Origin of the sequence: Longimicrobium terrae (assembly GCF_014202995.1) — a bacterium.
In the GTDB taxonomy this organism is placed as follows: Bacteria; Gemmatimonadota; Gemmatimonadetes; order Longimicrobiales; family Longimicrobiaceae; genus Longimicrobium; species Longimicrobium terrae.
In genome coordinates this window covers 59,204-83,933 of record NZ_JACHIA010000012.1, presented here as the reverse complement: position 1 = coordinate 83,933, position 24,730 = coordinate 59,204, and the positions used below count along the sequence as shown (strand labels likewise).

18 protein-coding genes and 1 pseudogene are annotated in these 24,730 nt (G+C 70.4%); 9 read left to right on the top strand and 10 right to left on the bottom strand.

The features are described from left to right. Positions 1–180 precede the first annotated feature (180 nt). Complete coding sequence (locus tag HNQ61_RS18200; RefSeq protein WP_170034783.1) at positions 181–786, top strand: NifU family protein; 606 nt, start codon at positions 181–183, stop codon at positions 784–786. Between the two features lie 601 nt (positions 787–1,387). Here HNQ61_RS18200 and HNQ61_RS18190 read toward each other — a convergent pair. Beyond that, entirely contained in the window at positions 1,388–4,297 is a 2,910-nt protein-coding gene (locus HNQ61_RS18190) for a glutamate-cysteine ligase family protein (protein WP_170034785.1), read from the bottom strand. Then, the gene (locus HNQ61_RS18185) at positions 4,294–5,079 is read right to left on the bottom strand and encodes a cysteine peptidase family C39 domain-containing protein (RefSeq protein ID WP_170034786.1); all 786 of its coding nucleotides are present in this window, start codon (positions 5,077–5,079) and stop codon (positions 4,294–4,296) included. The genes HNQ61_RS18190 and HNQ61_RS18185 overlap by 4 nt, the downstream gene beginning before the upstream one ends. Positions 5,080–5,243: 164 nt before the next feature. On the opposite strand from HNQ61_RS18185, the gene HNQ61_RS18180 reads away from it, so the two are divergent. The 3 genes from HNQ61_RS18180 to HNQ61_RS18170 all read left to right on the top strand — a co-directional run bounded on the left by HNQ61_RS18180 (position 5,244) and on the right by HNQ61_RS18170 (position 9,427). Continuing rightward, positions 5,244–5,567: an ATP-dependent Clp protease adaptor ClpS gene (locus HNQ61_RS18180; RefSeq protein ID WP_170034787.1), complete on the top strand. Its 324-nt coding sequence runs from the start codon at positions 5,244–5,246 to the stop codon at positions 5,565–5,567. A gap of 5 nt (positions 5,568–5,572) precedes the next feature. Further along, positions 5,573–7,858 (top strand): AAA family ATPase, encoded by a 2,286-nt coding sequence (locus HNQ61_RS18175; RefSeq protein ID WP_170034788.1) that lies wholly within the window; start codon positions 5,573–5,575, stop codon positions 7,856–7,858. A 279-nt stretch (positions 7,859–8,137) separates the two neighbouring features. After that, positions 8,138–9,427 (top strand): tetratricopeptide repeat protein, encoded by a 1,290-nt coding sequence (locus tag HNQ61_RS18170; protein ID WP_170034789.1) that lies wholly within the window; start codon positions 8,138–8,140, stop codon positions 9,425–9,427. Between the two features lie 68 nt (positions 9,428–9,495). Here the strand turns inward: HNQ61_RS18170 and HNQ61_RS18165 are convergent, their stop codons facing one another. Beyond that, positions 9,496–9,711: a hypothetical protein gene (locus HNQ61_RS18165; RefSeq protein WP_170034790.1), complete on the bottom strand. Its 216-nt coding sequence runs from the start codon at positions 9,709–9,711 to the stop codon at positions 9,496–9,498. A gap of 252 nt (positions 9,712–9,963) precedes the next feature. Between HNQ61_RS18165 and HNQ61_RS18160 the strand changes: the two genes are divergently transcribed. After that, the gene (locus HNQ61_RS18160; protein WP_170034791.1) at positions 9,964–10,680 is read left to right on the top strand and encodes a helix-turn-helix domain-containing protein; all 717 of its coding nucleotides are present in this window, start codon (positions 9,964–9,966) and stop codon (positions 10,678–10,680) included. Positions 10,681–11,060: 380 nt separating this feature from the next. Here the strand turns inward: HNQ61_RS18160 and HNQ61_RS18155 are convergent, their stop codons facing one another. The 7 genes and pseudogenes from HNQ61_RS18155 to HNQ61_RS18125 form a co-directional block, all read right to left on the bottom strand. Then, complete coding sequence (locus tag HNQ61_RS18155) at positions 11,061–11,804, bottom strand: 4'-phosphopantetheinyl transferase family protein (RefSeq protein WP_170034792.1); 744 nt, start codon at positions 11,802–11,804, stop codon at positions 11,061–11,063. Next, positions 11,794–12,573 carry an alpha/beta fold hydrolase gene (locus HNQ61_RS18150; RefSeq protein ID WP_170034793.1) on the bottom strand — a complete coding sequence of 260 codons (780 nt, stop codon included), beginning with the start codon at positions 12,571–12,573 and terminating at the stop codon, positions 11,794–11,796. The genes HNQ61_RS18155 and HNQ61_RS18150 overlap by 11 nt, the downstream gene beginning before the upstream one ends. 111 nt (positions 12,574–12,684) lie before the next feature. Next, positions 12,685–13,872 (bottom strand): acyl-CoA dehydrogenase family protein, encoded by a 1,188-nt coding sequence (locus HNQ61_RS18145; RefSeq protein ID WP_205761512.1) that lies wholly within the window; start codon positions 13,870–13,872, stop codon positions 12,685–12,687. Between the two features lie 4 nt (positions 13,873–13,876). Next, positions 13,877–14,122, bottom strand: a complete 246-nt coding sequence (locus HNQ61_RS18140) for an acyl carrier protein (protein WP_170034794.1) — start codon at positions 14,120–14,122, stop codon at positions 13,877–13,879. Positions 14,123–14,145: 23 nt separating this feature from the next. Next, positions 14,146–15,123 (bottom strand): annotated as a pseudogene (locus HNQ61_RS18135) (3-hydroxyacyl-CoA dehydrogenase family protein); the annotation flags it as partial. Positions 15,124–15,138: 15 nt separating this feature from the next. Next, entirely contained in the window at positions 15,139–15,360 is a 222-nt protein-coding gene (locus tag HNQ61_RS18130; protein WP_170034796.1) for an MbtH family protein, read from the bottom strand. Positions 15,361–15,858: 498 nt separating this feature from the next. After that, on the bottom strand, positions 15,859–17,088 hold the full coding sequence (locus HNQ61_RS18125) for an aminotransferase-like domain-containing protein (RefSeq protein ID WP_205761514.1): 1,230 nt from the start codon (positions 17,086–17,088) through the stop codon (positions 15,859–15,861). 1,170 nt (positions 17,089–18,258) lie between these two features. On the opposite strand from HNQ61_RS18125, the gene HNQ61_RS18120 reads away from it, so the two are divergent. The 4 genes from HNQ61_RS18120 to HNQ61_RS18105 all read left to right on the top strand — a co-directional run bounded on the left by HNQ61_RS18120 (position 18,259) and on the right by HNQ61_RS18105 (position 24,728). Beyond that, complete coding sequence (locus HNQ61_RS18120) at positions 18,259–19,224, top strand: AraC family transcriptional regulator (protein ID WP_170034797.1); 966 nt, start codon at positions 18,259–18,261, stop codon at positions 19,222–19,224. Between the two features lie 193 nt (positions 19,225–19,417). Then, positions 19,418–20,605 carry a DUF4956 domain-containing protein gene (locus HNQ61_RS18115; RefSeq protein ID WP_170034798.1) on the top strand — a complete coding sequence of 396 codons (1,188 nt, stop codon included), beginning with the start codon at positions 19,418–19,420 and terminating at the stop codon, positions 20,603–20,605. A 56-nt stretch (positions 20,606–20,661) separates the two neighbouring features. Then, positions 20,662–22,179, top strand: a complete 1,518-nt coding sequence (locus HNQ61_RS18110) for a metallophosphoesterase family protein (protein WP_170034799.1) — start codon at positions 20,662–20,664, stop codon at positions 22,177–22,179. Next, a complete protein-coding gene (locus HNQ61_RS18105) occupies positions 22,179–24,728 on the top strand; it encodes a BamA/TamA family outer membrane protein (RefSeq protein ID WP_240978728.1) in 2,550 nt (849 codons plus the stop codon). The genes HNQ61_RS18110 and HNQ61_RS18105 overlap by 1 nt, the downstream gene beginning before the upstream one ends. The last annotated feature ends 2 nt before the right edge of the window (positions 24,729–24,730 follow it).

Sequence of the window (24,730 nt, the reverse complement as noted above, 5' to 3'; positions counted from 1 at the left end):
CTTGGTGCCGTTCCGGGCGGGAATGGTTTGATCAGTGGATGACGATCTCCTGCATCCACCGAGCACGATCATCCACCGAAGCACCCGGTGATGACGGATGGATCCGGCGGGGGCCCTTGTGCGAACCGCGCGGCGGGGTGAGTGTATGCGCTGGCGGACCGGAACAGGCACAAGGAAACGATGATTCAGCTTACCGACGCGGCGCGCGACAAGATCAGCACCCTGGTGGATGCCGAGGTGGTGCGCGATCCCGCGCTGCGCATTACCCTGCGGGACGGCAGCAAGCCCATGGACCGCGCCTACCAGATTTCGCTGGTGGAGCGCGAGGACAAGGAAAAGACGGAGATCGCCATCAACCTGGAAGGCATTCGCGTCTTCCTGAACCTGGACACCAGCAACCTGCTCAGCGGCGCGAGCGTGGACTGGAGCGAGCAGGATGGCGGATTCAGCGTGGACACCCCGCGCCCCGCGGCCCCCAGCGGCCCCCCGACGGTGACCTCGTCCGGCTCGGCCGGGGGTGCCTCCGGCCCGCTGGCGGAAAAGGTGCAGCTGCTGTTTGACGAGATGGTGAACCCGCGCATCGCCTCGCACGGCGGCGCGGTGGAACTCGTGGACGTGGCTGACGACACCATCTACGTGCGGATGACCGGCGGCTGCCAGGGCTGCGCGGCCTCCGCCATGACGCTGCGGCAGGGCATCGAGCGGATGGTGCGCGACGAGATCCCCGAGGTGCGGGAGATCGTGGACCTGACGGACCATGATGCGGGGGCGAATCCGTACTACTGAGGGGCGGGGAATAGGGAATAAGGAATAGGAGGCACGGCAGGAGATTCGCCGCGAATCCGTCTCCCATCTGTTCCCCCGCGACCCCCGCGTTCCTCCGCGGCCTCCGCGTGAAACGGTGTACAAGCGTCCGCGTGACGGCAGTCTCGGGACAGCGGACGAACCCCGCGCCCGCGAGCGGATCCGGGGCAAAAGAAAAGGCGGGGTGCGTTTCCGCACCCCGCCTTTCTTTCCATCTACTCGTCGTCCCCACCCCTCATCCCATCACCAGGCTCCGCCGGCGAACCGGCTTTGCCTCCGTGCAATACCGCTCAAGATCGCCGGTATCCGCACCCTCCCAGTCCGACGGAATCGGCGACAGGCGCCTCTTCTCGTCGTCGTGCTCAAAGCAGAGCCAGCCGCCCTGCAGGCCGGGCGTCATGCGCCCGTCGTTGCGCGGACTCGTAGCTCGGCACAATGCTCCATACTCGCCACTCCCGGCCGGCCGAATCCGCGAAATTCCTCAGCGCCATCGTACCTCCCCCGGTTGGTTCAGCGGCCCACCATGCAGAGCCCGTGCCATCCACCGAAAGAGCCAAGTGCCATCCGCGCAACGGGTTGGCGCTCAGAGCCCGCGCCGTGACCAGGGTTCGTTGGCTTCCAGGCACTCGATCAGTTCGATGTAGATGCGGCGCGCGGCCTCGGTGAATGTCTCGTCGTCCGCTTCGGCGACGGGGGCCAGCTCCGCGCGGATCCGCTCGCTCAGCGTACCGCTGCGGATCACCTTCGAAACCAGATCCAGATAGTGCGCCTCGTCCTTGCGCACCGCGCGCCGCGCGGAGACGACGAGCGCATCCAGCACGTCGCGCACGTCGCACAGCCCGTCGGGGCCGCGCGGCGCGTCCAGGTGCGGAGCGTGCACCCGCGCACGGCTTCCGTCACGGATGCAGGCGCGGAAATCCTCCACCAGGATGGCGTGATCCGGAAGTTCAACCTTTCTTTCCGCGACCCGCCCGGACAGATGCTTGAGCGCGGAGCGCACGAACGAGGCGATCGCCACGTCCATCCGCACGCACTCCTGCGTGTCCAGCACCCGCACCTCCATGGCCCGCCGCGAGAACTTGAAGACGGCGCCGCGGGCGTTGAAGAACTCGTGGCGGATGGCGCCCGTGTCCGGCAGCCGGTCCAGCGCCGCGTACATGGGCGCAAAGATCTTCTTTCGATAATCCGCGAAGCTGTCCACGTACTCCGGCACCAGCTGCCCGCACGATTCCGGGATGCGCGCCTGGTGCTCCAGAATCCACGCCAGCCGCCCGTCCGCCGAGGGCTGCAGCTCGCCGTCGTACATGGGCGTGCTCGCCGCGATCGCGGGAAGGTAGGGGATGAGGAGCGAGGCCGCGGTGTGCATGGCCACGGCATCCACTTCCCGCCCCAGCGGCAGGTTCAGGTGCGACGCCTGCACGTTCATCCACCCGTGCGTGCGCACGTCGAACAGCCGCGCGTACGTCGTGTACACGCGCAGCCCGGAGCGCGTCCACAGCTTTCCCTTCTTGGGATTGAACCAGGGATGCATCCCCGTGGGCAGCAGCCGCGCGCCGAACTCCGCGCGCAGCACCGCGGAAAAGCGCTGCACTCCCTCCGCCAGCACCCGCTCGGCGTCCGCCAGGCTGCGGACGGGCTCGTTGGTCTTGACCTCGAACACGTGGTCCGCGATCTCGTTGCTGAACCCCACCGCGCCCAGGTCCACGTCCGACGTGCCGCGCCCCGCCAGGATCTTGAACGCGGGTTCCACCAGGGAAACGACGTTCAGGTCGCGGTCCACCGTGGGGTACTCCAGTTCCATTCCCGCCACCTCGAACGGCTTGAAGTGGCGCGGGTCCTTCTGCCCCGTGGACGCGGACGCGATCGGCTTGCGGGCGCGCTCCAGCAGCACCGCCTCGCCCTCCGCGTCCGTGCGCTGCGGCGGCGCTGCCTCGCGCTCCGGCGCCTGTTCAATGCGCTTCAAGAAGAACTCGATGACGTCCTGGTAGATGACGGCGCCGTCCGCCGCGTCGTCGTACCCGACGTCCAGGTTGGGGTTGTCGTTGATTTCGATGACGACGGGCCCGTCCGGCGTTTCCTTGAGGTCCACGCCGTACAATCCGTCTCCAATGAGCGCCGCCGCGCGCAGCGACAGCTCCACCACGGCGGCGGGCGCGGCGTCGCGCGCTACGGCCTCCACGCGGCCGTAGCGCTCCTTGCCCGCCGCGTTCTCCGCGCGGATCTGCCAGTGCCCGCGCGCCATGTGGTACCGCGCGGCAAAGAGGACGCGGCCGTCCAGCACCGTCACCCGCCAGTCGTAGTCCGTGGGCAGGAACTCCTGGGCGATGATCAGCGGCGACTTGCGGAACATCTCGTCCGCGCGGCGCCGGAACTCGTCGTGCGACGACACCTTGTGCACCGCCGCGCTGAACGACCCGTCCGGCAGCTTGATGACCACGGGCAGCCCCAGCTCCGCCACGTCGTGCCACGGCGTGTGCCGCGTCACGATCCTCGTCCTCGGCGTGGGAATCCCCTCGCGGTGCAGCAGCTCCTCCAGGAAAACCTTGTTGCCGCAGCGGATGATGGACTGCGAATCGTCCACCACCGGCATCCCCAGCGCCTCGGCCCGCAGCGCGAACTGAAAGGCGGGCTCGCTCACCCCCGTCAGCGCGCGGATGAAGAGCGCGTCGTACTCCGGCAGCTTGTGCATCTCGTCCACGCCGATGCGGCGCAGGTGCACGTTCATCCGCGCCGCCACGCGCTCCAGACGGTCCAGCGTTTCCGGGCTGGACGGGCTGAACGGGTCGTTGGCGTCGTGCAGCACGGCGATGGATGCGCGCCGCTCTTCCCGCGCCTCCTGCGCGCCGCGGCGAAGGACGCGGCGCGGATCGCCCAGCACCTGCGCCAGCCGTGCGGCCTCTTCCGGCGCCAGCAGGTGCACGGGGACGGCGGCCACCTCCGTCACCTTCCACTCGCCATCCTCCCCCACCAGCGACAGCCGCATCACGGGGGCGGAGCACTCGCGATAGACGTGCAGGGCCGTGTTGCGGAAGCGCGCGTCCTCCGCCCCGCCCAGCAGGACGAGCGTCTGCGCCCGCTCTTCTTCCACCGCCGGGCGGCAGATCCACGAGCCCTCCTCGCACACGCGTACGACCGGCGCGGACTCCGCCGCGGCCAGCCCCGCCGTCCGCCGCCGCGAGGCCATTTCCTCCGGGTCCACCGTGGGGACGCCGGCTTCCTGCAGGATGCGGAACAGGTTGTTGGGGTTGGCGAGCTGCTCGCTTTCCTCCACGCTGGGCACCGCGAGCTGGCCGCGGGCGTCCGCCAGCAGCGAGACGTAGTAGCCCTCGCTGCCGTACGCCCACGAGCGGCACAGGTTTACGACCAGCGCGCGCGGATCCGCCAGGTCGCCGCCGCCTTCCAGGTAGCGCTCCACGGGGATGACGACGCCCTCGGGAATCCCCGCCGCGTCCTCGGGATCGGATACGACGGCCAGAATGCGGGTGCGGTTCACGCGGCCTCCTCCTCCGGCCACATCTCCAGCAGCACCGCGTCGTACGTCACGTCGCCCAGGAGGATGGCGTTGATGAGCCGCTGCCCGTCCACCACCTGCCGCCCGTCCGGCGAGACCGGGACGTGCTCCGCCGGGTCGCGCAGGGAAAAACGGCGGCCCCAGTGCTCGTATCCCACGATGACCACGAAGTGGCCCGTCGGCTCACCACCGATGTCGTCCGGCACCAGGTCGTCGTCCGCCGTCTGCCGCTCGCGCATGAAGTTGTACAGATACGTCGCCGAAAGCCCCGCCAGCACCGGGTGCCCCCGGTCGATGATCCCCCGCAGCAGCGCGGGCGTCAGGTCGCGAAAGACGAGTTCGCCCCCCATCTCCAGAAACGCCAGGTATGCCTCGGCCGCCTGCCGCCGCTTGGCGTCGCGCAGGTGGGGGAGGCGCGCGCGGATCTTTTCCGCCAGGTCCGCGCGGTCCAGCCCGTCCCAGGTGGGGTCGAAGATCTGCAGGTCGTACGAGTACAGGCACGCGTGAAAGCCGCGGCGCAGGGCGGAGATCCCCAGAAAGACGGCCAGCGTGCCGCCGTCCTCGTTGCGGTCGATTTCCCCCAGCACCTCCTGCTCGCCCACCCGCAGCCCGTAGAAATCGTAGACCTTGCGCAGGCAGGTGGGCCCGCAGGTTACGTCGTCCGGCTGCAGAAAGCGCTGCACCCTCAACTCGTGCGCAAAGCGGTCCTCCTGCTCGCGCCGGTCCTCCGGCAGCGGCGGAGCCGCGCCCAGCATGTCCGTCATGGTGTGGTGCCGCCCGGTCCCCGAATGCGTCGCGGGCACCGAACGGTGCCCGCAGATCCGCCCGGACTGGCAACGGGCGTACCACAATCCACAATCCGCCACCGCGCGTGCCCCGTTCTTGCGCCGCGCAGTAGATTGGTCCCATCCACCCGTGTACAAGGTCGATGTCCAATCCTGACGTACCCGCGCGCGAGGGCCAGCCGGACCTGGCCGTGCAGGAGCGCACCCGCACCGCGCACCCGCGCATGTACCGGGTGATGCTGCACAACGACGACTATACGACGATGGAGTACGTGGTCGACGTGCTGATGCGGCACTTCGGGCGCAGCGAGCCCGAGGCGCTGCGCATCATGCTGCAGGTGCACCACAAGGGTGCGGGCGTCGCGGGGGTCTTTACCCGGGACGAGGCAGAAACGCGCGCCGCCGAGGTGATGGATGAGGCGCGAGGCCGCGGCTTTCCGCTGCGGCTGACGACGGAGCCGGAGTAGATCGCATGTCACAGCCCGCACTTCGCCCCGAGCTGGAAATCAGCCTGCAGCTGGCCATTCTGGACGCCGCCCGCCGCGGCCACGCCTACGCCGGCCTGGAGCACCTTCTTTTCGCCCTGCTGCAGGACGACGGGACCGCCGCCGCCCTGCGCCGCGCCGGCGCCGACGTGGACCGCCTGGGATCGCGGCTGGAGCGCTTTCTGTCCGAGCAGATCCAGGCCGGCGACGGCCCCCGCGACACCAGCACTCCCACCCTCGCGTTCCGCCGCGTGGTGCAGGACGCCGTCCTTCAGGTCTACCGCTCCGGGCGTGACGAGGTGACGGGCTCGCACGTCCTGGTGTCGATGTGGGACGAGTCGGAAAGTTTCGCCGTCCACTTTCTGGGCGAGTCCGGCGCGGACCGGCTGCGGCTGATGCAGTCCGCCTCCGATCCGCAGTCCGCCGAGCCGGAGCCGGCCGGCGCGGGCGTGGACGGGGCGGAGGAGACGGCAAAGGATGCGCTCTCCCGATTCGCCACCAACCTCAACGCGCTCGCCGCGGCGGGAAAGCTGGACCCCGTCATCGGCCGCGAGCGCGAAATCACCCGCGCCATCCACGTCCTGGCCCGCCGCCGCAAGAACAACCCGCTCTTCGTGGGCGACCCCGGCGTGGGCAAGACGGCGCTGGCGCAGGGCTTGGCCATCCGCATTCACGAAGGCGCCGTCCCCGCGCCGCTGCGGGACGCGGAGATCTTCTCCCTCGACGTGGGTGCGCTGCTGGCGGGAACGCGCTACCGCGGCGACTTCGAGGAGCGGCTCAAGGCGGTGCTGCGCGAGGTGGAGGCGCGGCCAGGCGCGGTGCTGTTCATCGACGAAATCCACACCCTCGTGGGCGCGGGAAGCACCAGCGGCGGGGCGATGGACGCCAGCAACCTGCTCAAGCCGGCGCTGGCGGCCGGCCTGCGCTGCATGGGAAGCACCACGTGGGAGGAACTGCGCTCGCACTTCGAGAAAGACCGGGCCCTCGCGCGGCGCTTTCAGAAGGTGGAGGTCGCCGAGCCGTCGGTGGAAGACACCGTCCTGATCCTCAAGGGGCTCCAGGAGCGGTACGAGACGTTCCACGGCGTGCGCTACACGGACGAGGCCCTGCGCGCCGCCGCCGAACTGTCCGCCCGCCACCTGCACGACCGCCGCCTGCCGGACAAGGCGATCGATCTGATGGACGAGGCCGGCGCGGAGGTGCGCCTCGCCGCGCCCGCCCCGGTGCAGCCGGACCCGGTGGCAGCAGACGGTGCGGAGGAGGGCGGCGCCGCCGCCGACCGGCGGCCCGAAGTGGGCGTCGAGACGGTGGAGCGCATCCTGGCCGGGATGGCCAACATCCCGCCGCGAACCGTGGCGGGGAACGAGCGTGAGCGCCTGCGCACGCTGGACGCGGAACTGCGGGCGCGCGTCTTCGGCCAGGACGCGGCCATCGGGCAGCTCGCCTCCGCCATCAAGCTGGCGCGCGCCGGGCTGGGAGATCCGCGCAAGCCGGTGGGCTCGTATCTGTTTACGGGACCCACGGGAGTGGGCAAGACGGAAGTCGCCCGGTCGCTCGCGGAAGTGCTGGGCGTGGAGCTGATCCGCTTCGACATGAGCGAGTACATGGAGCGCCACACCATCAGCCGGCTGATCGGCGCGCCGCCGGGGTACGTGGGCTTTGACCAGGCCGGCCTGCTGACCGAGGCCGTGAACCGCGCGCCGCACTCCGTCGTCCTGCTGGACGAGATTGAAAAGGCGCACCCGGACGTCTTCAACCTGCTGCTGCAGGTGATGGACTACGGAAAGCTGACGGACAACAACGGCAAGCAGTCCGACTTCCGCAACGTGGTGCTCATCATGACCAGCAACGTGGGCGCGGAAGACCTCATGCGCCGCCGCCCGGGCTTCGTGGCCGGCGATATGGCGGGCGGGGACGATGGCGGCGCCTACGAGCGCACCTTTTCTCCCGAGTTCCGCAACCGGCTGGACGCCCGCATCGGCTTTGCCCCGCTTTCGCGCGAGGTGATGGAGCAGATCGTGGATCGGGCGCTGGGCGAATTGCGGCAGCGTCTGGCGGAACGCGGCGTGGAGTTGCGCGTGGACGCCGCCGCGCGGGGCTGGCTGGCGGAGCGCGGGCACGATCCGGCCAACGGCGCGAGGCCGCTGGGACGCCTCATTCAGGACCGCGTGGCGCGGCCTCTGGCGGACGAACTTCTCTTTGGATTGCTGGCCGATGGGGGTGTAGCGAGCGTCCGGGTGGAGGAGGGAGAGCTGAAGGTGCTGGCGGAGTAGCACACCCGGAAGCCGCCGTTCGTATCACGAGTGTGGCAGAATTGGACCCTGAATTGCGACAGAGTGTACGAAGGGGCATCCGGTATCCGACAGGATCTCCCCCTGGAGCGTGTGTTGTAGCAGTTTGGTGTTGACGCTGTTCACTGTTCAGGGTTCAACCCGCGCTTTTGCAAGAAAATAGTGGCGTTATCACACTTACTTGCATATAGTATACAACATCACGAACAGGTACCATTTTCGGGAACAGAGACACACCCTCATAGTACGGAGTGCACGGTTATGAAGACATCCAGGACCAAGGCGGCCGCGGAGCGCGTGCCTCGCCGTTGGCGCACGCCTCCGCCCCTGACGCGCGGCTCCGAGTCGCTGGAGGGGATGGAGATTCTTCGTGAAGTCGGTGGTGAAGTGGGTGTGCTGCTGTGGCAGGCGTACCGCAACGTGATGTTCTGGTCGATGTCGGACGCGGCGGACCGCGGGCAGCTGTTTTCCGCCGACGCGGGAACCCGCCGCCGGCAGGAAGTGGCCGACGCGCGTGTCCCGGAGCGCCTGAGCGGCGCGTTGGAAAGCGTGGCCGTCATGCTGGAGTCGCCGGAAGGCGCCAGCGGCGACGCGGTGGCCGAGGCGTGCACGGCCATCGGCCAGTGGGCCGAGGACGAGGGCTACATGAACACGGCGCTGGCGTACACGCAGGCGGCCGCGGTGGCTTCGCCGGGACGTGCGCGTCTTGCGCTGGCCGTGGGGCAGCTGGCCCGCCGCCGCGCCGAGCTGGCCCGCGCCGAAACGTGGTTCCGCCACACCATCATGATCGGGCGGCAGACCGGCGACTGGGAGTCGTACTCCCGCGCCTACATCGCGCTGGGCAACATGCTGGTGCGGCGCGGCAACTTCCCCGGCGCGCACCGCATGCACATCAAGGCTCTCCGCGCCGCCCGCCGCAAGGGCATGCCGGAGATCCAGGGCATGGCGCTTCACGACCTGTTCACGATCGCGATTGAAACGGGTCGGCACGAGCAGGCTGAAGAATACGCACGGCAGGCTTTCCGGGCATACGGACCGATCCATGATTCCATTCCGGCGCTGGCCCACGACGTGGCTTACTACTGGATGGAGCGCGGTCACTTCGCCCGCTCGCTGGACGTGTTTCAGGCACTGGAGTCTCACCTGAGCCTGCCGTCGGCTCGTCTCATTCTGCTGGCGTCCACGGCTCGTGCGGCTGCGGGCACCGGCAACCGTGACGTGTTCCGGAAGGCCTGGACTCAGGTAACACGTCTCAGCCGGGATGCGGAGGCGCAGGGTGTCGCGCCGGGATGCATGCTGGAGTTGGCTCTGGGCGCGGCCTCTCTGGGCGAGTGGGACCGGGCCGAGCAGGCGGCGGACGAATCCTATGAAGGAGCTGTTCGCCAAGGGCAGGGCAAGGTGCGGTTCCGTGCCGAAGCGCTGCTCGAGTCGATCCGCAACGACCGGGTCGCCGCCGGGAACCTTGCCGCGGCGCGCTCTTCGTCGCCTAAGGTTGATGCGCTCGCCTCTGACTTCGTGCGCAGTCTGCGCGGTCCGCTGGTTGAAGTCTGATCAATCAGAAAGGGTCCCCGAACTTCATGTTCGGGGACCCTTTTTGTTGTTGGTGCCAGTCGGCTGGCTCAGCCCCCCGAACCGATCGTGGGGCTGCCGTTGCAGAGTACGACAACCGTCCCATCACGCATCGTCTGCAGGGAAACCACACCGGTGCAGACGAAGTCGCCGTCCTTGGCCGGTGCCGCGGTGTCGGGCCGGGCCTCGGGTGCGGTGACGGAATCGGAACAGGCGCCGAGCGTGGCTGCGGTGATGGCGGCGAGGAACAGACGGGCCAGCTTCATTGGGAACTCCGATGCAACGGGAAGGTGAGTCGGATGGTACGGCGGGGTGCCCGAGGGCGTGACTACAAGTTGCACCCGAACACGGCTCCTCACCCATCCGCTCGCGCCCTGTCACCGAGTATTATCCGACAAGTCATGGTCCGCGGCCCCAAACCCCTCCTGGTCATGCACTCGAATGGTGCACTGCGGGAGCAGCTTCGCCGGATGGAGACGCGCGGGTTCCGGTGCGCCTTTCCCACTTCGTGGAGCAGAATGCGTGAGGCGGTCGCCGCGTCGCCGCCCGCCGCCATCCTGGTGGTGGACCCGTACGACGGCGGCACCGGCAAGTCGCGCGAACTCTGCGCCGATCTGCGTTCGCTGCTGCTGGAGTTTCCGTCCGCGACGGTGCTGGCGGCGATGGACACGGACCCGGGCCGCTCGCGCGATCTGCGCACGCTGGGGGAGTGGGGGGTGGCCGACGTGATCTGCCTGGAGGAGGACGACACCCAGGAGGCGCTGTACCGCCGCCTTCGCGCCGTGGAGGGGCGCACGCTGCAGAACCTGCTGCAGCGCACCCTTCCTGCGCTGATCTCCGGGCGCGCGCGCATGCTGGTGATGACGGCGGCGGAGGTGGTGTCGGTGGGAGGAAAGGCACACGACCTGGCCCGGCGTCTTCACCTTTCCGAGCGCACGGTGCTGAGGTGGTCCGCGCGGGCGGGGCTGCCGGCGCCGCGGCGGATGATGGCTTGGATGCGCATTCTGCTGGCGTCGGCGCTGCTGGACGATCCGGGGCGGAGCGTGCTGAGCGTGGCCCACGCCTGCGGCTATTCGTCGGACAGCAGCCTGCGCCGGGCGACGACGGACTTTCTGCAGGCGGGGCCTTCCGCGCTGCGCAGGGAAGGCGCGTTCGAGCGGGCGTCGACGGCGTTTCTGGAGGAGCTCGCCGTGACGCGCGCCGCGGGGACGGGGCGGTACTCGCTCCGCTTCTGATGCGAACCGGAGACGGGTGCGGCTTCTTCCGCGGGAGCCGGCCGGAGCAGGGTCTGGGAGGTGCGGGTGGGATGAAAAAGCGCGGACGGCCGTGAAGGCCGTCCGCGCTGCTGTTGTCCTCCGGACGAAACTCGCGTGAGGGATTCGCGCCCGGAGGGCCGAGAACGCGGTGCGCCGCACATCTACTCGGCGATCCGCATCTCCATCCTGGGCGCACCGCGGGCTCGGCGCCGTTGGCAACAGCTGTATCGTTGCCTACGGCGCGCGAAGCCCGGCCCGGAGCGCAGCGGAGGGACACGCCATGACCGCAGTGCGTGAGTGCTGGGTGCGTGAGTGCGTCAGTGCGAAAGTCCTGTGGCGCCCGCCCGTGACCGATGTGGTCAGGCTTCGAAGTCGAAGAGAACCGGGGTCCAGCCGGCGCCGCGGACGACGATGGCGCCGACGTAGCCGGGGCCGGGGTGCAGCTCGCGCAGCGTCCACCGGCCCGCCTCGTCCGGGTCGCCGCGGGTGGCCAGCAGGCGCGCGGGCTCGCCCGGACGGAAGCTGACGTCGAAGCGGTCCAGCGGCATCGACAGGCCCTCGCCCACGGCCTTGATGTACGCTTCCTTGCGCGTCCAGCACTGAAAGAAGGCCAGTTCCCGGTCCGTCTCCGGCAGCGCGGCGAAGATCTCGTTCTCCGGCGCGGAAAAGAAGCGCTTGGCGATGTCGATGCCGTCCGGCATCGGCTTGAGCGCCTCCAGGTCCACCCCGATCTCGCGCTCCAGGGTGACGGCGTACAGCGCCATGTCGCCCGCGTTGGAGACGTTGAAGCGCAGCCGTCCGTCCGCGCCGTCCAGCATGGGCTTGCCGTGCGAGGTGGTGCGGTAGCGGTGCGCGGCGGGAGCAAGGCCGGTGTAGCGCGCCAGGATTTCGCGCTGGGCGCCGCGGCCCGCCACGAACGCCGTCCGGTGCTCGGCGAAGCGGAAGCGGGAGGCCCGGTCGCGCTCGTCCGCGCCCAGGTGCGCCTCCATCCGCGCCAGCGCCGCGGGGGATGGACGGAGTGAGGCGCGCCACACGTGCACCTCGTCCGCGCCCAGCGCCACCGGGCCGGACGGCGCCGGCCGCCACTCCGCGTCAGACCGCATGCGCCGGGGAGGACAGGACGCCGCGCAGTTCCTGGTTCAGCGCCTGCAGCACCTGCGCGCGGTCGCCGTGAAGAAAGAAGTGGTCACCCGGAAACATGCGGAAGCGGAACTCGCCGCCCGCCTGCTCGCCCCATGCCTCGATGTGCGCGGCGGGAACCTCCATGTCCAGCGCGCCGCCCCAGGCCACCAGTGGCAGCGCGAGCGGCGCCTCCGGCGTGTACTGGTAGGTTTCGCCCAGCTGGAAGTCCGCGCGCAGCATGGGCATCAGCAGCTCCATGATTTCGCGGTTGGCCAGGATCTCTTCCGGCGTGCCGTTGTAGCGGCGCAGCGTGTCCATGAACTCCGCGTCCGGAAGGGCGTGGATCAGCGGATCCAGCAGCGGAAGCTGCGGCGCCGGGCGGCCGGAGGTGATGAGCAGGCGCGGCATTGGACGGCCCGCCCGGCGCAGCCGCCGCGTGAGCTCGAATGCCATCAGCCCGCCGTTGCTGTGGCCGAAGAAGGCGAACGGGCGGTCCATCCACGGCGCCAGCTCGCGCTGCATGGCCGTCGCCATCTCGTTCAGGTCGCCGATGGGTTTTTCCATCAGCCGCCCCTCGCGGCCGGGGGGCTGCACGGCCACCAGTTCCACGTCCGCGGGCAGCTCCTTGGCCCAGGGGGAAAAGAGGCTGGCGCCGCCGCCGGCGTAGGGAAAGCAGAAGAGCCGCAGCCGCGCGGCGGGCCGCGGATGCGGGATGAGCGCCCACCCCTTGAGGGAGCCAGGTCGGTTCACGTGGTTGAACTCCGGTGCGCGGCCGGCGGGCGGCCAGAGGGAATGCGGGCGCCGGACCGGGCCGCGGGGGCTCCGGTCCGGCGCGGGACGATCATGCGGTGCGGTCCGCCTTCAGCTGTCGCGGGGCGCGGCTTCCAGCGCCCAGCGGCCCAGGGTGACCTGCTGGATCTCGGTGCTCCCCTCGATGATCTCCATCACCCGGGAGTCGCGCAGCAGGCGGTCGGCGGGATACTCCTCGGTGCACCCATTGGCGCCGTGGATCTGCACCGTATCCAGCGCGGCGCGGGTGGCGGCCAGCGAGGCGAAGTACTTGGCGTGGAACACCTCGCGCGCGCCCTCCGGATCTCCCGCGTCGCGCAGCCAGGCCGCGTTCAGGCACAGGAGCCGCGCGGCGCGCAGGTCAGTGGCCATGTTGGCCAGACGCCGCTGCACCAGCTGGTGCTCGCCGATGGGGACGCCGAACTGCCGCCGCCGCGCCGCGTAGGCCGTGGAGGCGTCCAGGCAGGCGCGGATGATTCCCACGCACCCGCTGGCCACGCTCAACCGGCCGACCTCCAGTACGGAAAGCGCCACCGCCATCCCGAATCCCGGGCCGGCCAGGCGGTTCTCCCTGGGCACGCGGACCGCGTCGAACTCGATCTCCGCGACCATGGAGGCGCGCGTCCCCGTCACGCCCAGCGGGCGCACGGTGACGCCGGGGGCGCGCAGGTCCACCAGCAGCGCCAGCGGCCGCCCTTCGCCGCGCGCAAAGGTCAGCAGCACGTCGGCGATCTGGCCGTACGTGGTCCACCGCTTCCGGCCGTTCAGCACGTAGGCGTCGCCGTCCAGCTCGGCGGTGGTCTGGATGGCGGCGGCGTCGCTCCCCACCTCCGGCTCGCTCAGGCCGAACGCGCCGATCGTTTCGCCGGCCGCCATGGACGGCAGCCAGCGCTCCCGCTGCGCCCGGGATCCCCAGCGCGCGACGGCGTGGCAGGCCATGGAATGCACCGTCAGCAGCGAGCGCACGGACGAGCAGCCGCGCCCCAGCTCTTCATTGAGCAGGGCGAAGGTGACGGCGTCCATGGCCGCGCCGCCGAACTCCGCGGGGACCACGGCGCCCAGGTACCCGGCCGCCGCCATCGCCCGCACCAGCTCCGGCGGGGTGCGCGCGGCGCGGTCCCATTCGCCGGCGAAGGGCGCCACGTGCTCGTCCGTCCACGCGGCGAAGCCGCGGCGCGCCGCCTCGCGCGAGGGGCCCAGCCCCAGGCGCGGGCCGTCGTCCGCGGCGGCGGCGGGGAGGGCGGCATCCAGCAGCGTCACGGGATCAGGCCACCCCGGCGCCGCGCTTGCGCTCCACGAACGCCGCCAGCGCGTCCACGCTGCGGAAGTTGTCGATGTCCAGGTCGTCGCTTTCGCAGACGATGCCGAAGGCCGACTCCACGAACTGCACCAGCTGCATGGCGAACATGCTGTTGACGAAGCCGGAGGCGAACACGTCTTCGTTGTCCGCCAGTTCCTTGCCGCGCACGTGGCGCGAAATGAATTCCCGGATCTGCTCCCTGTCGTCCATCTGCACTCGTCGGGTAGGCTCCGTCAGGCGGCGGCGGGGGCCGCGCCGGGGACGGAATAGTCAAAGAAGCCGCGGCCGCTCTTTCGGCCGTGCAGCCCGGCATCCACCATCTTCACCAGCAGCGGCGCGGGGCGGAACTTGGGGTCGCCGTAGCTTTCCTGCAGGATCTGAAGCGAGTGGAGAATAGTGTCCAGCCCGATCAGGTCGCCGGTGGCCAGCGGCCCCATTTTGTGGCCGAAGCAGGTGACGAAGATGCGGTCGATGTCCTCGGCCGACGCCACGCCGTCCTGCACCTCCCACACGGCTTCGTTGATGGTGATCATCAGCACGCGGTTGCTGACGAAGCCGGGAAGGTCGTTCACCACGATCCCTTCCTTGCCCATCTGCCCCAGAAAGCGGAGCGCCGTATTCACCGTGTGCTGCGAGGTGTGGAAGCCGCGGATGGTTTCCACCACCGGCTTGAGCGGCACGGGATTCATGAAGTGCATCCCCAGCACCCGGTCTGGCCGGCCCGTCCATGAGCCGATGCGGGTGATGCTGATGCACGACGTGTTGGCGGCGAACACGGCGTGCGGCGGGCACACCGCGTCCAGAACGGGATAGATGGACTCCTTGACCGCGACCTTTTCGGTGGCGTTCTCCACCACGAAGTCGGCGTCCCTGAAGGGCGCGTAGTCGGTGGTGAAGGTGATGCGCTCCAGCACCTCGGCCGGCGACGGGCCGCCGCGGGTGCCGCTGAACATGCCGTGAAAGCGCACGTTCTGCCGGATCTGCGCGCGTGCGGTGTCCAGCACCTCATCCTTGAGGTCCAGCAGCAGCACGCGGTGCCCGGTCTGCGCCAGGTTCTGCGCCACCCCCACGCCCATCACGCCCGCCCCCACCACGCCGATGGTGGCCAGGTCGTGCGCGGGAGCGGCCGGAGCCTTGTCGGTCGTCGCCATCCGTCTGGTGTTCGTTCGGTTTTGATGAAAGGAGTCGGCGGCCGCGCCGGAGGTCCGGCGCGGCCGCTGTCCGCGTCAGCCCAGCCCCTGCGCCTGCATCTTGTCGCGCAGCGACTTGGGGCGCATGTCGGTCCACACCTGTTCGATCCAGGCGAGCACTTCGGCCTTCTGTCCCGGCGTGCCGACGGCGGTCCAGCCCGCGGGCAGTTCGCGGTCGGCCGGCCAGATGGAGTACTGCTCTTCGTGGTTCATCACGGCCGTGTAGACGGTCGTGTCTTCGCGCTCTTCGTTGCTCATGGTCCGGAGGGGTGAGGTGGGTTGTGTCTGGGCCGGGGCGCCGAGCGTCCGGCGGCTGCGTCCGCGCGGGCGGGCGCGGCAATCTAACACACTTACCGCAGATTTTGGAACACCTCCATCGCCAGCCGCCCATGCCCGCGGGAGAACTCGTTCAGTGTGGACGTGCACTGGCGCCACAGGCCGTATCAGCCCGCGGCGGTGCCGCTCCTTCCGGGCACGAACATGTGGCCGGAGTGCACGTGCCGCTACCGAGACGCCATCAGGTGCAATCTCCGTGATCCGGTTCCTGACGGAAAGGAGCGCCCCGCGCCCGCATCCTTTTCCGCCTCCGTGGAGACGAGTCGCACGGCGGGCGGCGGGCTGGAGCGGAGCTGGAACGCGCGGCTCCCGTCCTGTTCACCTGCTCACGACCGCGCTCGACTGGGAGCCGTCCACGGCAGGCGCGCCGTCCCGCGGGGGACGGAGCGGGTGCGCGGGAACGACCGGCGCCGCCCCGGATCAGTCCGCGTCGCGAACGACTTTGCCCAGCCGGGCGATTCCTTCGCGGATGTCTTCCTGCGAGGGAAAGGAGAAGTTGAGCCGCATGCAGTTGCGCCCCGCGCTGCTTCCCGGGACGGCGAACGCGGCCCCCGGAACGTAGGCCACGCCCGCCTCCAGCGCGGGCCGCAGCAGGGCCGAGGTGTCGAAGCGGGCGGGAAGCTCCGCCCACACCAGCGCGCCGTTGCGCGGCGTGCTCCACCGCGTGCCCGCGGGAAAGTGCTCGCGGATGGACTCGATCATCACGTCGCGCCGGCGCTGGTACGAGGCGCGGATGGTGGCGAGGTGACGGGGAAAGTGCCCCGAATCCAGGTACTTGGAGACGAGCCGCTGGCTGAAGGTGCCGCTGTCCAGGTCTGCCCCGTCCTTGGCGCAGCCCAGCACGGGAATCAGCGGCTCCGGCGCGATGATCCACCCCACGCGGAACCCCGGCGCCATCACCTTGCTGAACGATCCCACGTACAGCACCCACTCGTCGTCCAGCGCGCGCAGCGGCGGTTCCGGGTTGCCGAAGTGCAGCAGCCCGTACGCGTCGTCTTCCACGATGGGGATGCGGTGCTCGCGCGCCAGCGCCACCAGGCGGCGGCGGTTGGCCGGGCTCACGCTGCAGCCCAGCGGGTTGTGGCCGTCCGTTACGCAGTACAGAAAGGCGGGGCGCTCGCCGGCTTCCAGGTGTGCCTGCACGGCGTCCACGTCCATCCCGTGCTCCAGGCTGTTGCCCACCGTAAGCATGCGCGGGGCGTACGGCTCAACCACCTGCTGAAAGCCCATGTAGACCAGCTCGTCGCAGATGATGCTGCCGCCTTCCGGGAGCAGGATGCGCGTGAGGAGGCTGAGCGCCTGCTGGGCGGCGGTGGTGAGAAACACCTGCTCCGGCCGCACGGTGACGCCGCGATCCGCCATCAGCCGGGCGACGTGCTCCTTGAGGGCGAGGGGCGCGGGGCGGTACTGCAGCGCGTCGACGTCGCTGAACAGCACGCGGTCGGCGGCCTTGGCGTACTCGTCCACGGGAAACAGTTCCGGGGCGGGCAGGCCCAGTGCAAACGAGATGATCCCCGGCCGGCCCATCAGCCCCAGCATTTCCTGGATGGTGGAGGGGCGGATTGCGCGGGTCCACGCGGCCAGCGGCAGCCCCGCGATCGTGTGCGGGAGCTCGGCCGCGAGGGCGGCGGGGGGATCGATGGTCATCATGGAACGATCCTGCTGGTGGATCACGCGGGCAGATGCACGGTCCAGGCGGACGCGCGCGGCGAGGAGCGGGGAAGTGTACGAAGTTGTAGCAGATCGCCGTCCGCGTTTCTGTTCAGCAACGATAACCGGCGTGAATGGAAATGCGCAAGCATCTGTCCGAAAAGGGTTCTAAGTGTACGCGTGGCGGGTAATCCGGGCCAGAACGCACGGCGGATCCAGTGACCGGACGCGGGCCTCCGCGGGCCGTCCGCGGCGTTCCGGACGCCATGTGGCAGTTGCGGGCAGTGTGGAGTGGATTCAGCAGGCGCGGTGGCGCATGAGGATCGGTTCCGCGGCGGGTCGGTTCCGGAGGGGACGGGAGCCGGTCGCAGACAGGGCGTGATTGGCGGCGGGCGCCAAGGCGGCCCCTACCCGGGCTCGTGCTACTCGCCCACCCTCCCCCGCGAGAGCGAATGAATCCGCCGCTCGAACAGCGGGAACCCCCAACACATGGCCGCTGTCGCGTCCACGTTCGTGGCTTCAACCGCATCGGGGTCACGCGATGGGCTGGGGTGTGCTCCCTCTCCCACATCCGTTCGTGGGAGAGGGTCGTCGTGCGCAGCACGCGGGGTGAGGGCTCACAGCCGGCGTGACGAGCAACAGGTTTGGCGCGCGCCGCACCTTGCCTGAGCGAATGAATCCGCCGCTCAAACCGCGGGAACCCCCGACACGATGGCCGCTGTCGCGTCCACGTTCGGGCTTCAACTGCATCGGGGACGCCGTCCATGCCGCGGTCCGCCCCTCGGGGTGGGGTCTCCCTTTCTCCCGCGGAGCGGGGGAGAGGGCCAGGGGAGAGGGGGCCTCTCCGCGCGGGCACCGTCCGACCTGCACGCACCCGTCCGCACGCCTCTCGTCAGCGACTCGCCGAACATCGTCATCCAGCCGGACCGCCCGCGGGCACCTCTTCGCACTCCGGATTCCATCATCCACAAACACGGAAGAGCCACTCAGTCACTCACATAATCCGCCATGCACGTGGCCGAAGTGCGCTCTTCAGTGGACGCGGGTTTCCGCGCCATTCCTGCACTTGCAAGAAATATCTGGACAGCTCGGCGTGAAGTGGTTATGTTGATTGCGTCTGGCGGCATACGCCAGACGGCCATCGAGAGTGACCTGAACCCATCCGGCTCCATGCAACCGATTGCCCGTCCGCTCATTGTCATGCACTCCGACGGCGTCTTCAGGGAGCGCGTCCGGCGTGTGGGCAACCAGCGGTTCAAGCTGCAGTTCGTGGACGACTGGGACGCGCTTCGCAAGGCGCTGAACGAGTCGCCCCCCGCCGCGCTGGTCGTGGCGGACCCGTACACCCGCGCCTACGGCACCGAAACGGAGCTGGCGCCGGAGCTCCGCTCCATTCTGTGGGAGTTCCCCACGGCCACCGTGATCGCCGCGCTGGAAGTGCGCCGCGGCCGCGTGCGCGACCTGCGCACGCTGGGCGAGTGGGGCGTCAAGGAAGTCATCGCGCTGGATGAAGAGGACACGGTGGAGGCCATCTCCCGCCGTCTCCGCTCCGCCCAGGGCCGCCCGCTGCAGAGCCTGCTGGAGCGCTCGCTGCCCAGCAACCTGTCCGGCCGCGCCCGCGCGCTGCTGATGGCCGCCGCCGAGGTGGTGGCCGAGGGCGGCCACGGCCGCGACCTGGCCTCGTCGCTGAAGCTTTCCGAGCGCACCCTGCTGCGGTGGGCCGAGCAGGCGGACCTGCCGCCGCCACGCCGCGTGCTGGCGTGGATGCGCGTGCTGCTTGCCTGCGAGCTGCTGGACGATCCGGGCCAGACGGTGCTGAGCGTGGCCTACACCTGCGGCTACGCCTCCGACAGCTCGCTGCGCCGCGCGGTGCAGGAGTTCACCGGCGTGATGCTGACCCAGCTTCGCAAGCAGGGCGCGTTCGCCACCGCGTCGGAAAAGTTCCTGGTGGAGATCGAGGACGCCCGCGAGGCCGGCCGCATCGCCCGCAAGGAAACCAAGGGCGCCGACGACGGCTCGGATCTGCCGCTGTCGCGCATCCATCCGCCGCACGACGAGATGACGCTGGCCGCCACGCTGGCCGGCTCGCCGGAGCGTCCGCGCCGCCGGGGCCGCCGCAAGGCCAACCCGGTCTGACCCACGCTCCGTCCCGTTACGTACGCCGAGGGCCCGCGCCGACCGCGCGGGCCCTCGCTGCGTCCGGGGCCGGGGCGGTGGATGGCGGAGCGCACGGGTTTTTTCGTCCGGGCAGCGGGCGGCGTGGTTCCTGCTACCGGCGGCGTATGCGGCGTGCGTTCAGTTCAGCCGCGGTACCGCGACACAACGGGCGATGCGAGAAGACCAGGGGGACGGGGCGGGGCGGCGCGGCGGAGTGCCGCCGCTGATGGGTGACGGAGAGTCCGAGACGCTGCTGGCCCGCGTGCACACGCCTGCGCAGGCGAACACCGAAGCCCGCGAGTCGCGCGCGGCCTCCACGCCGGCGCCCTCCGCGGGCCCCGAGCACCGGCCGCTGGCCCGGCGCGTGGTGGAGCGCATCATCGACGGGCGCTCGCACCCGTTTCTGCGCGTCATTGCCTACTACATCCTGATCGTGGCGCTGATGTCGCTGGCGGTCTACTACGTCCCCACGGTGCGGCGGGCCTTTCTGTCTCCCGTGGCGCTGCCCATGAACCCGGACGGCGCGCTCACGGCGGGGCCGGTGGGCGACTTCGGCAGCAAGCTCACGCTGGAAGAGGCGCTGCAGCGCGCCATCAGCACGCTGCTGGTGATCGTGGGCGCGCTGACGCTGGTGGTGCCGGTGGCGTGGGTGTACATGCTCACCAAGCGCTTCCGCTTTGATCCGGCGCTGGTGGCCTCCGTCATCATCCTTCCCATCGTGGTGGCGGGAATCGCGCTGGTCGTCAAGAACAGCATCGCCCTCGCCTTCGCCCTGGCGGGGATCGTGGGCGCGGTGCGGTTCCGGAACACGCTCAAGGATCCGCGCGACGCCGTCTACATCTTTCTGGTGATCGTCATCGGCCTGTCCGCCGGCGTGCAGGCGCTGGACGTGGCGGTGGTCATATCGTTCGCGTTCAACATCGTGGTGCTCATCGTCTGGAAGTTCAACGTGGGCAGCATCTACAGCGGCCGGTACGCGCGCACGGGCATTCTTTCCGTGGGCGCCCAGCGGCTGCTGATGGCGCAGGAGCCGGCCGCGCAGCGCGAGGTGCGCAGGCGCATGCTGGACCAGGCCACCGACATCAAGACGGACGGAATTCTGCTGGTGCACAGCCATCAGCCGGACCTGGCCCGCCTGACGGTGCAGGAGGCGCTGGCGGATACGGCCAAGGCGTGGCAACTGGTGGACGTGGTGCGCCGCGAGGACGGGCTGCGCACGCTGGAATACCTCGTGCGGCTCAAGCGCACCTCCACCGCGCCGGAGCTGGTGGGCGCGCTGGACGAGCGGTGGAGCGAGCAGGTGGCCGCGGCGGAGTACGTTCCCTTCCGCGCCCGCAGCCGCAAACGGAAAAAGCCCTGAGACCCCCTCCCGGGCGCGCGGATTTCGCCCCCGGGATCAAACACGTGACGAACACGATGCAGAAGCAACGATGGATGCGCGGGCTGCGCCTGGCGGGCGCGGCCGCGCTGCTGGCCGTGGCGCCCGGGTGCGGGCTGCGCAGCTTTGGGCTGGGCAGCCTGGTTCCGGGGCTGGGCGGGGCGGATTCGGTGGCGCTCAACCTGGTGCTCATCGGCGACGCGGGGCTGCCCAACCCGGCGGGCGAGCCGGTGCTGAACGCGCTGCGTGACGAGATCGCCAAGGCGCCGGACCGCAGCTTCGTCGTCTACCTGGGCGACAACATCTACCCCGTCGGGCTGGAAGACACCACGACGGCGGAGGGCAAGGAGGGGCTCCGCATTCTGCGCGCGCAGATGGCGCCGCTGCTGGAAACGGGGACCCGCGGCATCCTGGTTCCCGGCAACCACGACTGGGGCAACGGCATTCCCGAGGGGCTGGCCCACGTGCGGCGCCAGGAGCGGTTCATCAACCTGAACGGCAACGGGCTGGTGACGATGGAGCCGCGCAACGGCTGCCCGGGCCCGGTGGTGGTGGACGTGGCCGGCGTGGTGCGGCTGGTAACGCTGGATACGCAGTGGTGGCTGCACGCGGGCGAGCGCCCGGGGCGCGGCAGCGGCTGCGAGCCCGTGACCGAGGCGGGGATCATCGATTCGGTGCGCACGGCCCTGGCCTCGGCGGGGCCGCTGCACACCGTGGTGGTTGCGCACCACCCGTTCGTGTCTGGCGGGCAGCACGGCGGATACTTTGACTGGCCCACCTACCTGTTTCCGCTGCATCCGTGGGCGCGGCTGGCCGGGCTGTTCGCGCGGCAGGACGTGACGGGGCGCGAGTACCGCAACATGACGGTGCAGCTTTCCGCCGCCTTTGCGGTGGATTCGCCGCTGGTGTACGCGGCGGGGCACGAGCACAGCCTGCAGGTGTTCGGGCGGCGGCCGCTGGTGCCGGCGCGCTACCACATCGTCAGCGGCGGCGGCATCTACGGGCACACCACGCCCACGCGGCGCATCACCGGCATCCGCTACATCCGCCAGGCGAGCGGATTTCAGCGCATCACCTTTCTGGCGGACGGGCGCGCGCGGCTGAGCGTGGTGGTGGTGGACAGCAAGGGCGGCGCGCACGAGGACTTCAGCATGTGGCTGGATGACCCGCGGGTGAAGCTGCTGCGCGCGCAGGCGGATTCCGCGGCCAGGGCCGCGGCCGCGGTTGCGCCGCCCGTTCCCGCGCTTCCCACGGCTCCGACAACGGCACCCGCTCCCGCGACGGTGCCCGTTCCGACGACGACTCCGACGACAACTCCGACGACAACTCCGGCGTCCGCGCCGGCGCCGACGACTGTGCCCGCTTCGATGACAACTCCGGCGACAGCACCGGCTCCCACGCCGGCCGCGCCGCGTACGGAAGCTCCTCCGGCGATGCCCGCACCGATGATGATCGTGATTCCGCCCGATCCGGCAGCGCCTCCACGGACCACGCCGCCTCCCACCCCCATGATCGTGCCCGCGACGACGACTCCGGCGCCGGCGGGGGCGTGGTGATGCGCGTACTGGCGAGTGCGGCCGTTCTGGCGCTCGGCGCGCTGGCATCGTCGCCGCGGCCGGTGCGCGCGCAGGGGCGTGACACCGTCGTGGTTCCCGGGCCCGAGTACCGGGCGGGCGGGCTGTGGCAGACGTTGTTCGGCCGCAGCTACCGCGACCTGTGGACCACGCCCACGCGCGTGCCCGTTCTGGACCTGTCCTCCTTTGCGGGCGGGCTTACGCCCACGGAGCGCGGCGGCGGAAACCAGACGGCTTCGCTGCGCTTTCGCGGCGCGGATGGAGAAGAGTATGCCTTCCGCTCGCTCAACAAGCGGCAGGCGAGCGCCAACACGCCCGGCCTGCGCGGCACCTTCGTGGGCAGCGTGCTGCAGGACCAGGTGAGTTCGCAGTCCCCCACGGGGCTGATCGCCGCGGGCGGGCTGATGGAGGCCACCGGCGCCCTGTACGCCCCGCCGCGCATCTTCGTGATGCCCGACGACGCGCGGCTGGGCGAGTTCCGCGCGGAGTTCGCCGGGATGGTGGGGACGGTGGAGGAGCGGCCCGACGCGCCCTTCGGCGGCTCGGCGGAGATCGAGGGCACGGAAGACTTTCTGGACGAGCTGGAGGACGATCCCGCCAACCAGCTGGCGGCGCGCGAGTTTCTGCGCATCCGCCTGCTGGACCTGGTGATGGGCGACTGGGACCGCCACGGCGACCAGTACCGCTGGGCGCGCTTCGACACGGCGGGAATGCACCTGTGGCGCCCCATCCCCCGTGACCGCGACTACGTGTTCGTGGACTACGACGGGCTGGCCATCGACGTGGCGCGGACGATGGCGCCCAAGGCGGTGCGCTTCGATCCCCGGCTGGCGCACGTGCGCGGGCTGGCGCTGCAGGGCATTGACCTGGACCGGCGGCTGCTGGGCGGGCTGGACCGCGCCGCGTGGGACTCCGCCGTGGCGTACGTGCAGGCGGGGCTCACGGATGCGCGCATCGCCGAAGCCGTGCGCCGCATTCCCGCGGAGCACTGCGCCCTGCGCTGCTCCTTCTTTCAATCGCGGCTCAAGGACCGGCGCGACCGGCTGCCGGACGCCGCCGCGCGCTTCTACGCCCTGCTGGCGCCGGAGGCGGAGGTGCACGCCACGGACGCGGCGGACCGCGTGCTGGTGGACCGCGCGGGCGACGCGGCGACGGTGCGCATCTTTGCCGGCGGGGACACCACGGGCACGCCGTACTTCCGCCGCCGCTTCGTGCGCGCGGAGACGCGGGAGGTGCGGGTGTGGATGCACGGCGGCGCCGACCACGCCGAGGTGCGCGGGCGCGGCGGTCCTCTGGTCCGCATCCTGGGCGGCGGCGGGGACGACCGGCTGGAGGACCGCGGCACGGGCGGGCGCACGGTGTTCTACGACGACCGCGGGGAGAACGCCTTCGTCCGCGGCGCGGAAACCGTGGTCGACACGCGTTCGTACACGCCGGACGCGGAGGCGCCGGCGGTGCACGCGCGGCTGGCGGAGCCGGGGGGCGGCGAGCCGCGCGACTGGGGTGGATCGAGCTCCTTCGCCGCGCCGTACGCGGACTTCCGGCCGTACATGGGGCTGGTTCTGGGCGTGGGGCCCACGTCGGAGCGCCATGGATTCCGCCGCCGTCCGTTCGCCACCAAGTCGTACGCGCGGGTGATGTGGGCACCGGAGCACACCCGGTTCGGGGTGGAGGCGTACGGGGCGCGCACGGTGACGGGCGGGGCGCGCATCCAGTCCCTCTTTCTGCGCGCGTCGGAGCTGGAAGCGACGCTGCACTACGGCTACGGCAACGACACGGAGGCCTCGGAGCGCGAGCGCGCCATCATCCGCGAGCGGCAGGTGCTGGTGGAGCCGGGCTTCACCGTTCCGCTTTCCCGCTCGTTCGCGCTGCACGCGTTCGGTGTGGCGCGCTACACGGACCCCGAGGTGCGATCCGGATCGCCCGCGGCGGCCGACGGGGTGACGGGGACGGAGCCGTACCTGGCGCTGGGCGCGCGCGGCGGCTTTACCTGGGACCGGCGCGATGACGCCGCCTATCCCCGGCGCGGCGCGATGGTGACGCTGGACGCCGCGGGATTCCCGGGGCTGGGGCACGACACTTTTCTGGGCGAGGGCGACGAGGGCGCCTTCTACCGCACGCGCGGGCTGGCGACGGCGTATCTTTCCGCCGGGCGCGGCCCCGTGCTGGCGCTGCGGGCGGGCGGCGAGGCGGCGGGCGGCGCGTATCCCCTGCAGTACGCGGCGCAGCTGGGCGGATCGCGCTCGGTGCGCGGGTACGAGGTGGCGCGCTACGCCGGCGACCGCTCCGCTTTCGGCTCGGCGGAGGTGCGGACGGTGCTCACCCGCGCCAACCTGGGCGTTCGGGGTGACCTGGGCGCGCTGGCGTTCGTCGATGCCGGCCGCGTGTGGTACGACGGGGAGAGCGAGGGCGACCTTCACACCGCCGTCGGCGGCGGCCTCTTCTTCCGATTCCAGACCCTTGCCGCCAGCGCCGTGTACGCCAAGGGCGAGCAGGGCCGACTGTACCTGCGCCTGGGGCTCCCGTTCTGAAC

Coding starts and splice junctions, on each gene's coding strand:
- HNQ61_RS18175 (WP_170034788.1), top strand. CDS start 5,573: ATGTCACAGCCCGCACTTCGCCCCGAGCTGGAAATCAGCCTGCAGCTG.
- HNQ61_RS18110 (WP_170034799.1), top strand. CDS start 20,662: ATGCAGAAGCAACGATGGATGCGCGGGCTGCGCCTGGCGGGCGCGGCC.
- HNQ61_RS18105 (WP_240978728.1), top strand. CDS start 22,179: ATGCGCGTACTGGCGAGTGCGGCCGTTCTGGCGCTCGGCGCGCTGGCA.
- HNQ61_RS18155 (WP_170034792.1), bottom strand. CDS start 11,804: ATGCGGTCTGACGCGGAGTGGCGGCCGGCGCCGTCCGGCCCGGTGGCG.
- HNQ61_RS18125 (WP_205761514.1), bottom strand. CDS start 17,088: ATGATGACCATCGATCCCCCCGCCGCCCTCGCGGCCGAGCTCCCGCAC.
- HNQ61_RS18200 (WP_170034783.1), top strand. CDS start 181: ATGATTCAGCTTACCGACGCGGCGCGCGACAAGATCAGCACCCTGGTG.
- HNQ61_RS18130 (WP_170034796.1), bottom strand. CDS start 15,360: ATGAGCAACGAAGAGCGCGAAGACACGACCGTCTACACGGCCGTGATG.
- HNQ61_RS18160 (WP_170034791.1), top strand. CDS start 9,964: ATGCGTGAGGCGGTCGCCGCGTCGCCGCCCGCCGCCATCCTGGTGGTG.
- HNQ61_RS18120 (WP_170034797.1), top strand. CDS start 18,259: ATGCAACCGATTGCCCGTCCGCTCATTGTCATGCACTCCGACGGCGTC.
- HNQ61_RS18115 (WP_170034798.1), top strand. CDS start 19,418: ATGCGAGAAGACCAGGGGGACGGGGCGGGGCGGCGCGGCGGAGTGCCG.
- HNQ61_RS18180 (WP_170034787.1), top strand. CDS start 5,244: ATGTCCAATCCTGACGTACCCGCGCGCGAGGGCCAGCCGGACCTGGCC.
- HNQ61_RS18165 (WP_170034790.1), bottom strand. CDS start 9,711: ATGAAGCTGGCCCGTCTGTTCCTCGCCGCCATCACCGCAGCCACGCTC.
- HNQ61_RS18140 (WP_170034794.1), bottom strand. CDS start 14,122: ATGGACGACAGGGAGCAGATCCGGGAATTCATTTCGCGCCACGTGCGC.
- HNQ61_RS18170 (WP_170034789.1), top strand. CDS start 8,138: ATGAAGACATCCAGGACCAAGGCGGCCGCGGAGCGCGTGCCTCGCCGT.
- HNQ61_RS18185 (WP_170034786.1), bottom strand. CDS start 5,079: ATGACGGACATGCTGGGCGCGGCTCCGCCGCTGCCGGAGGACCGGCGC.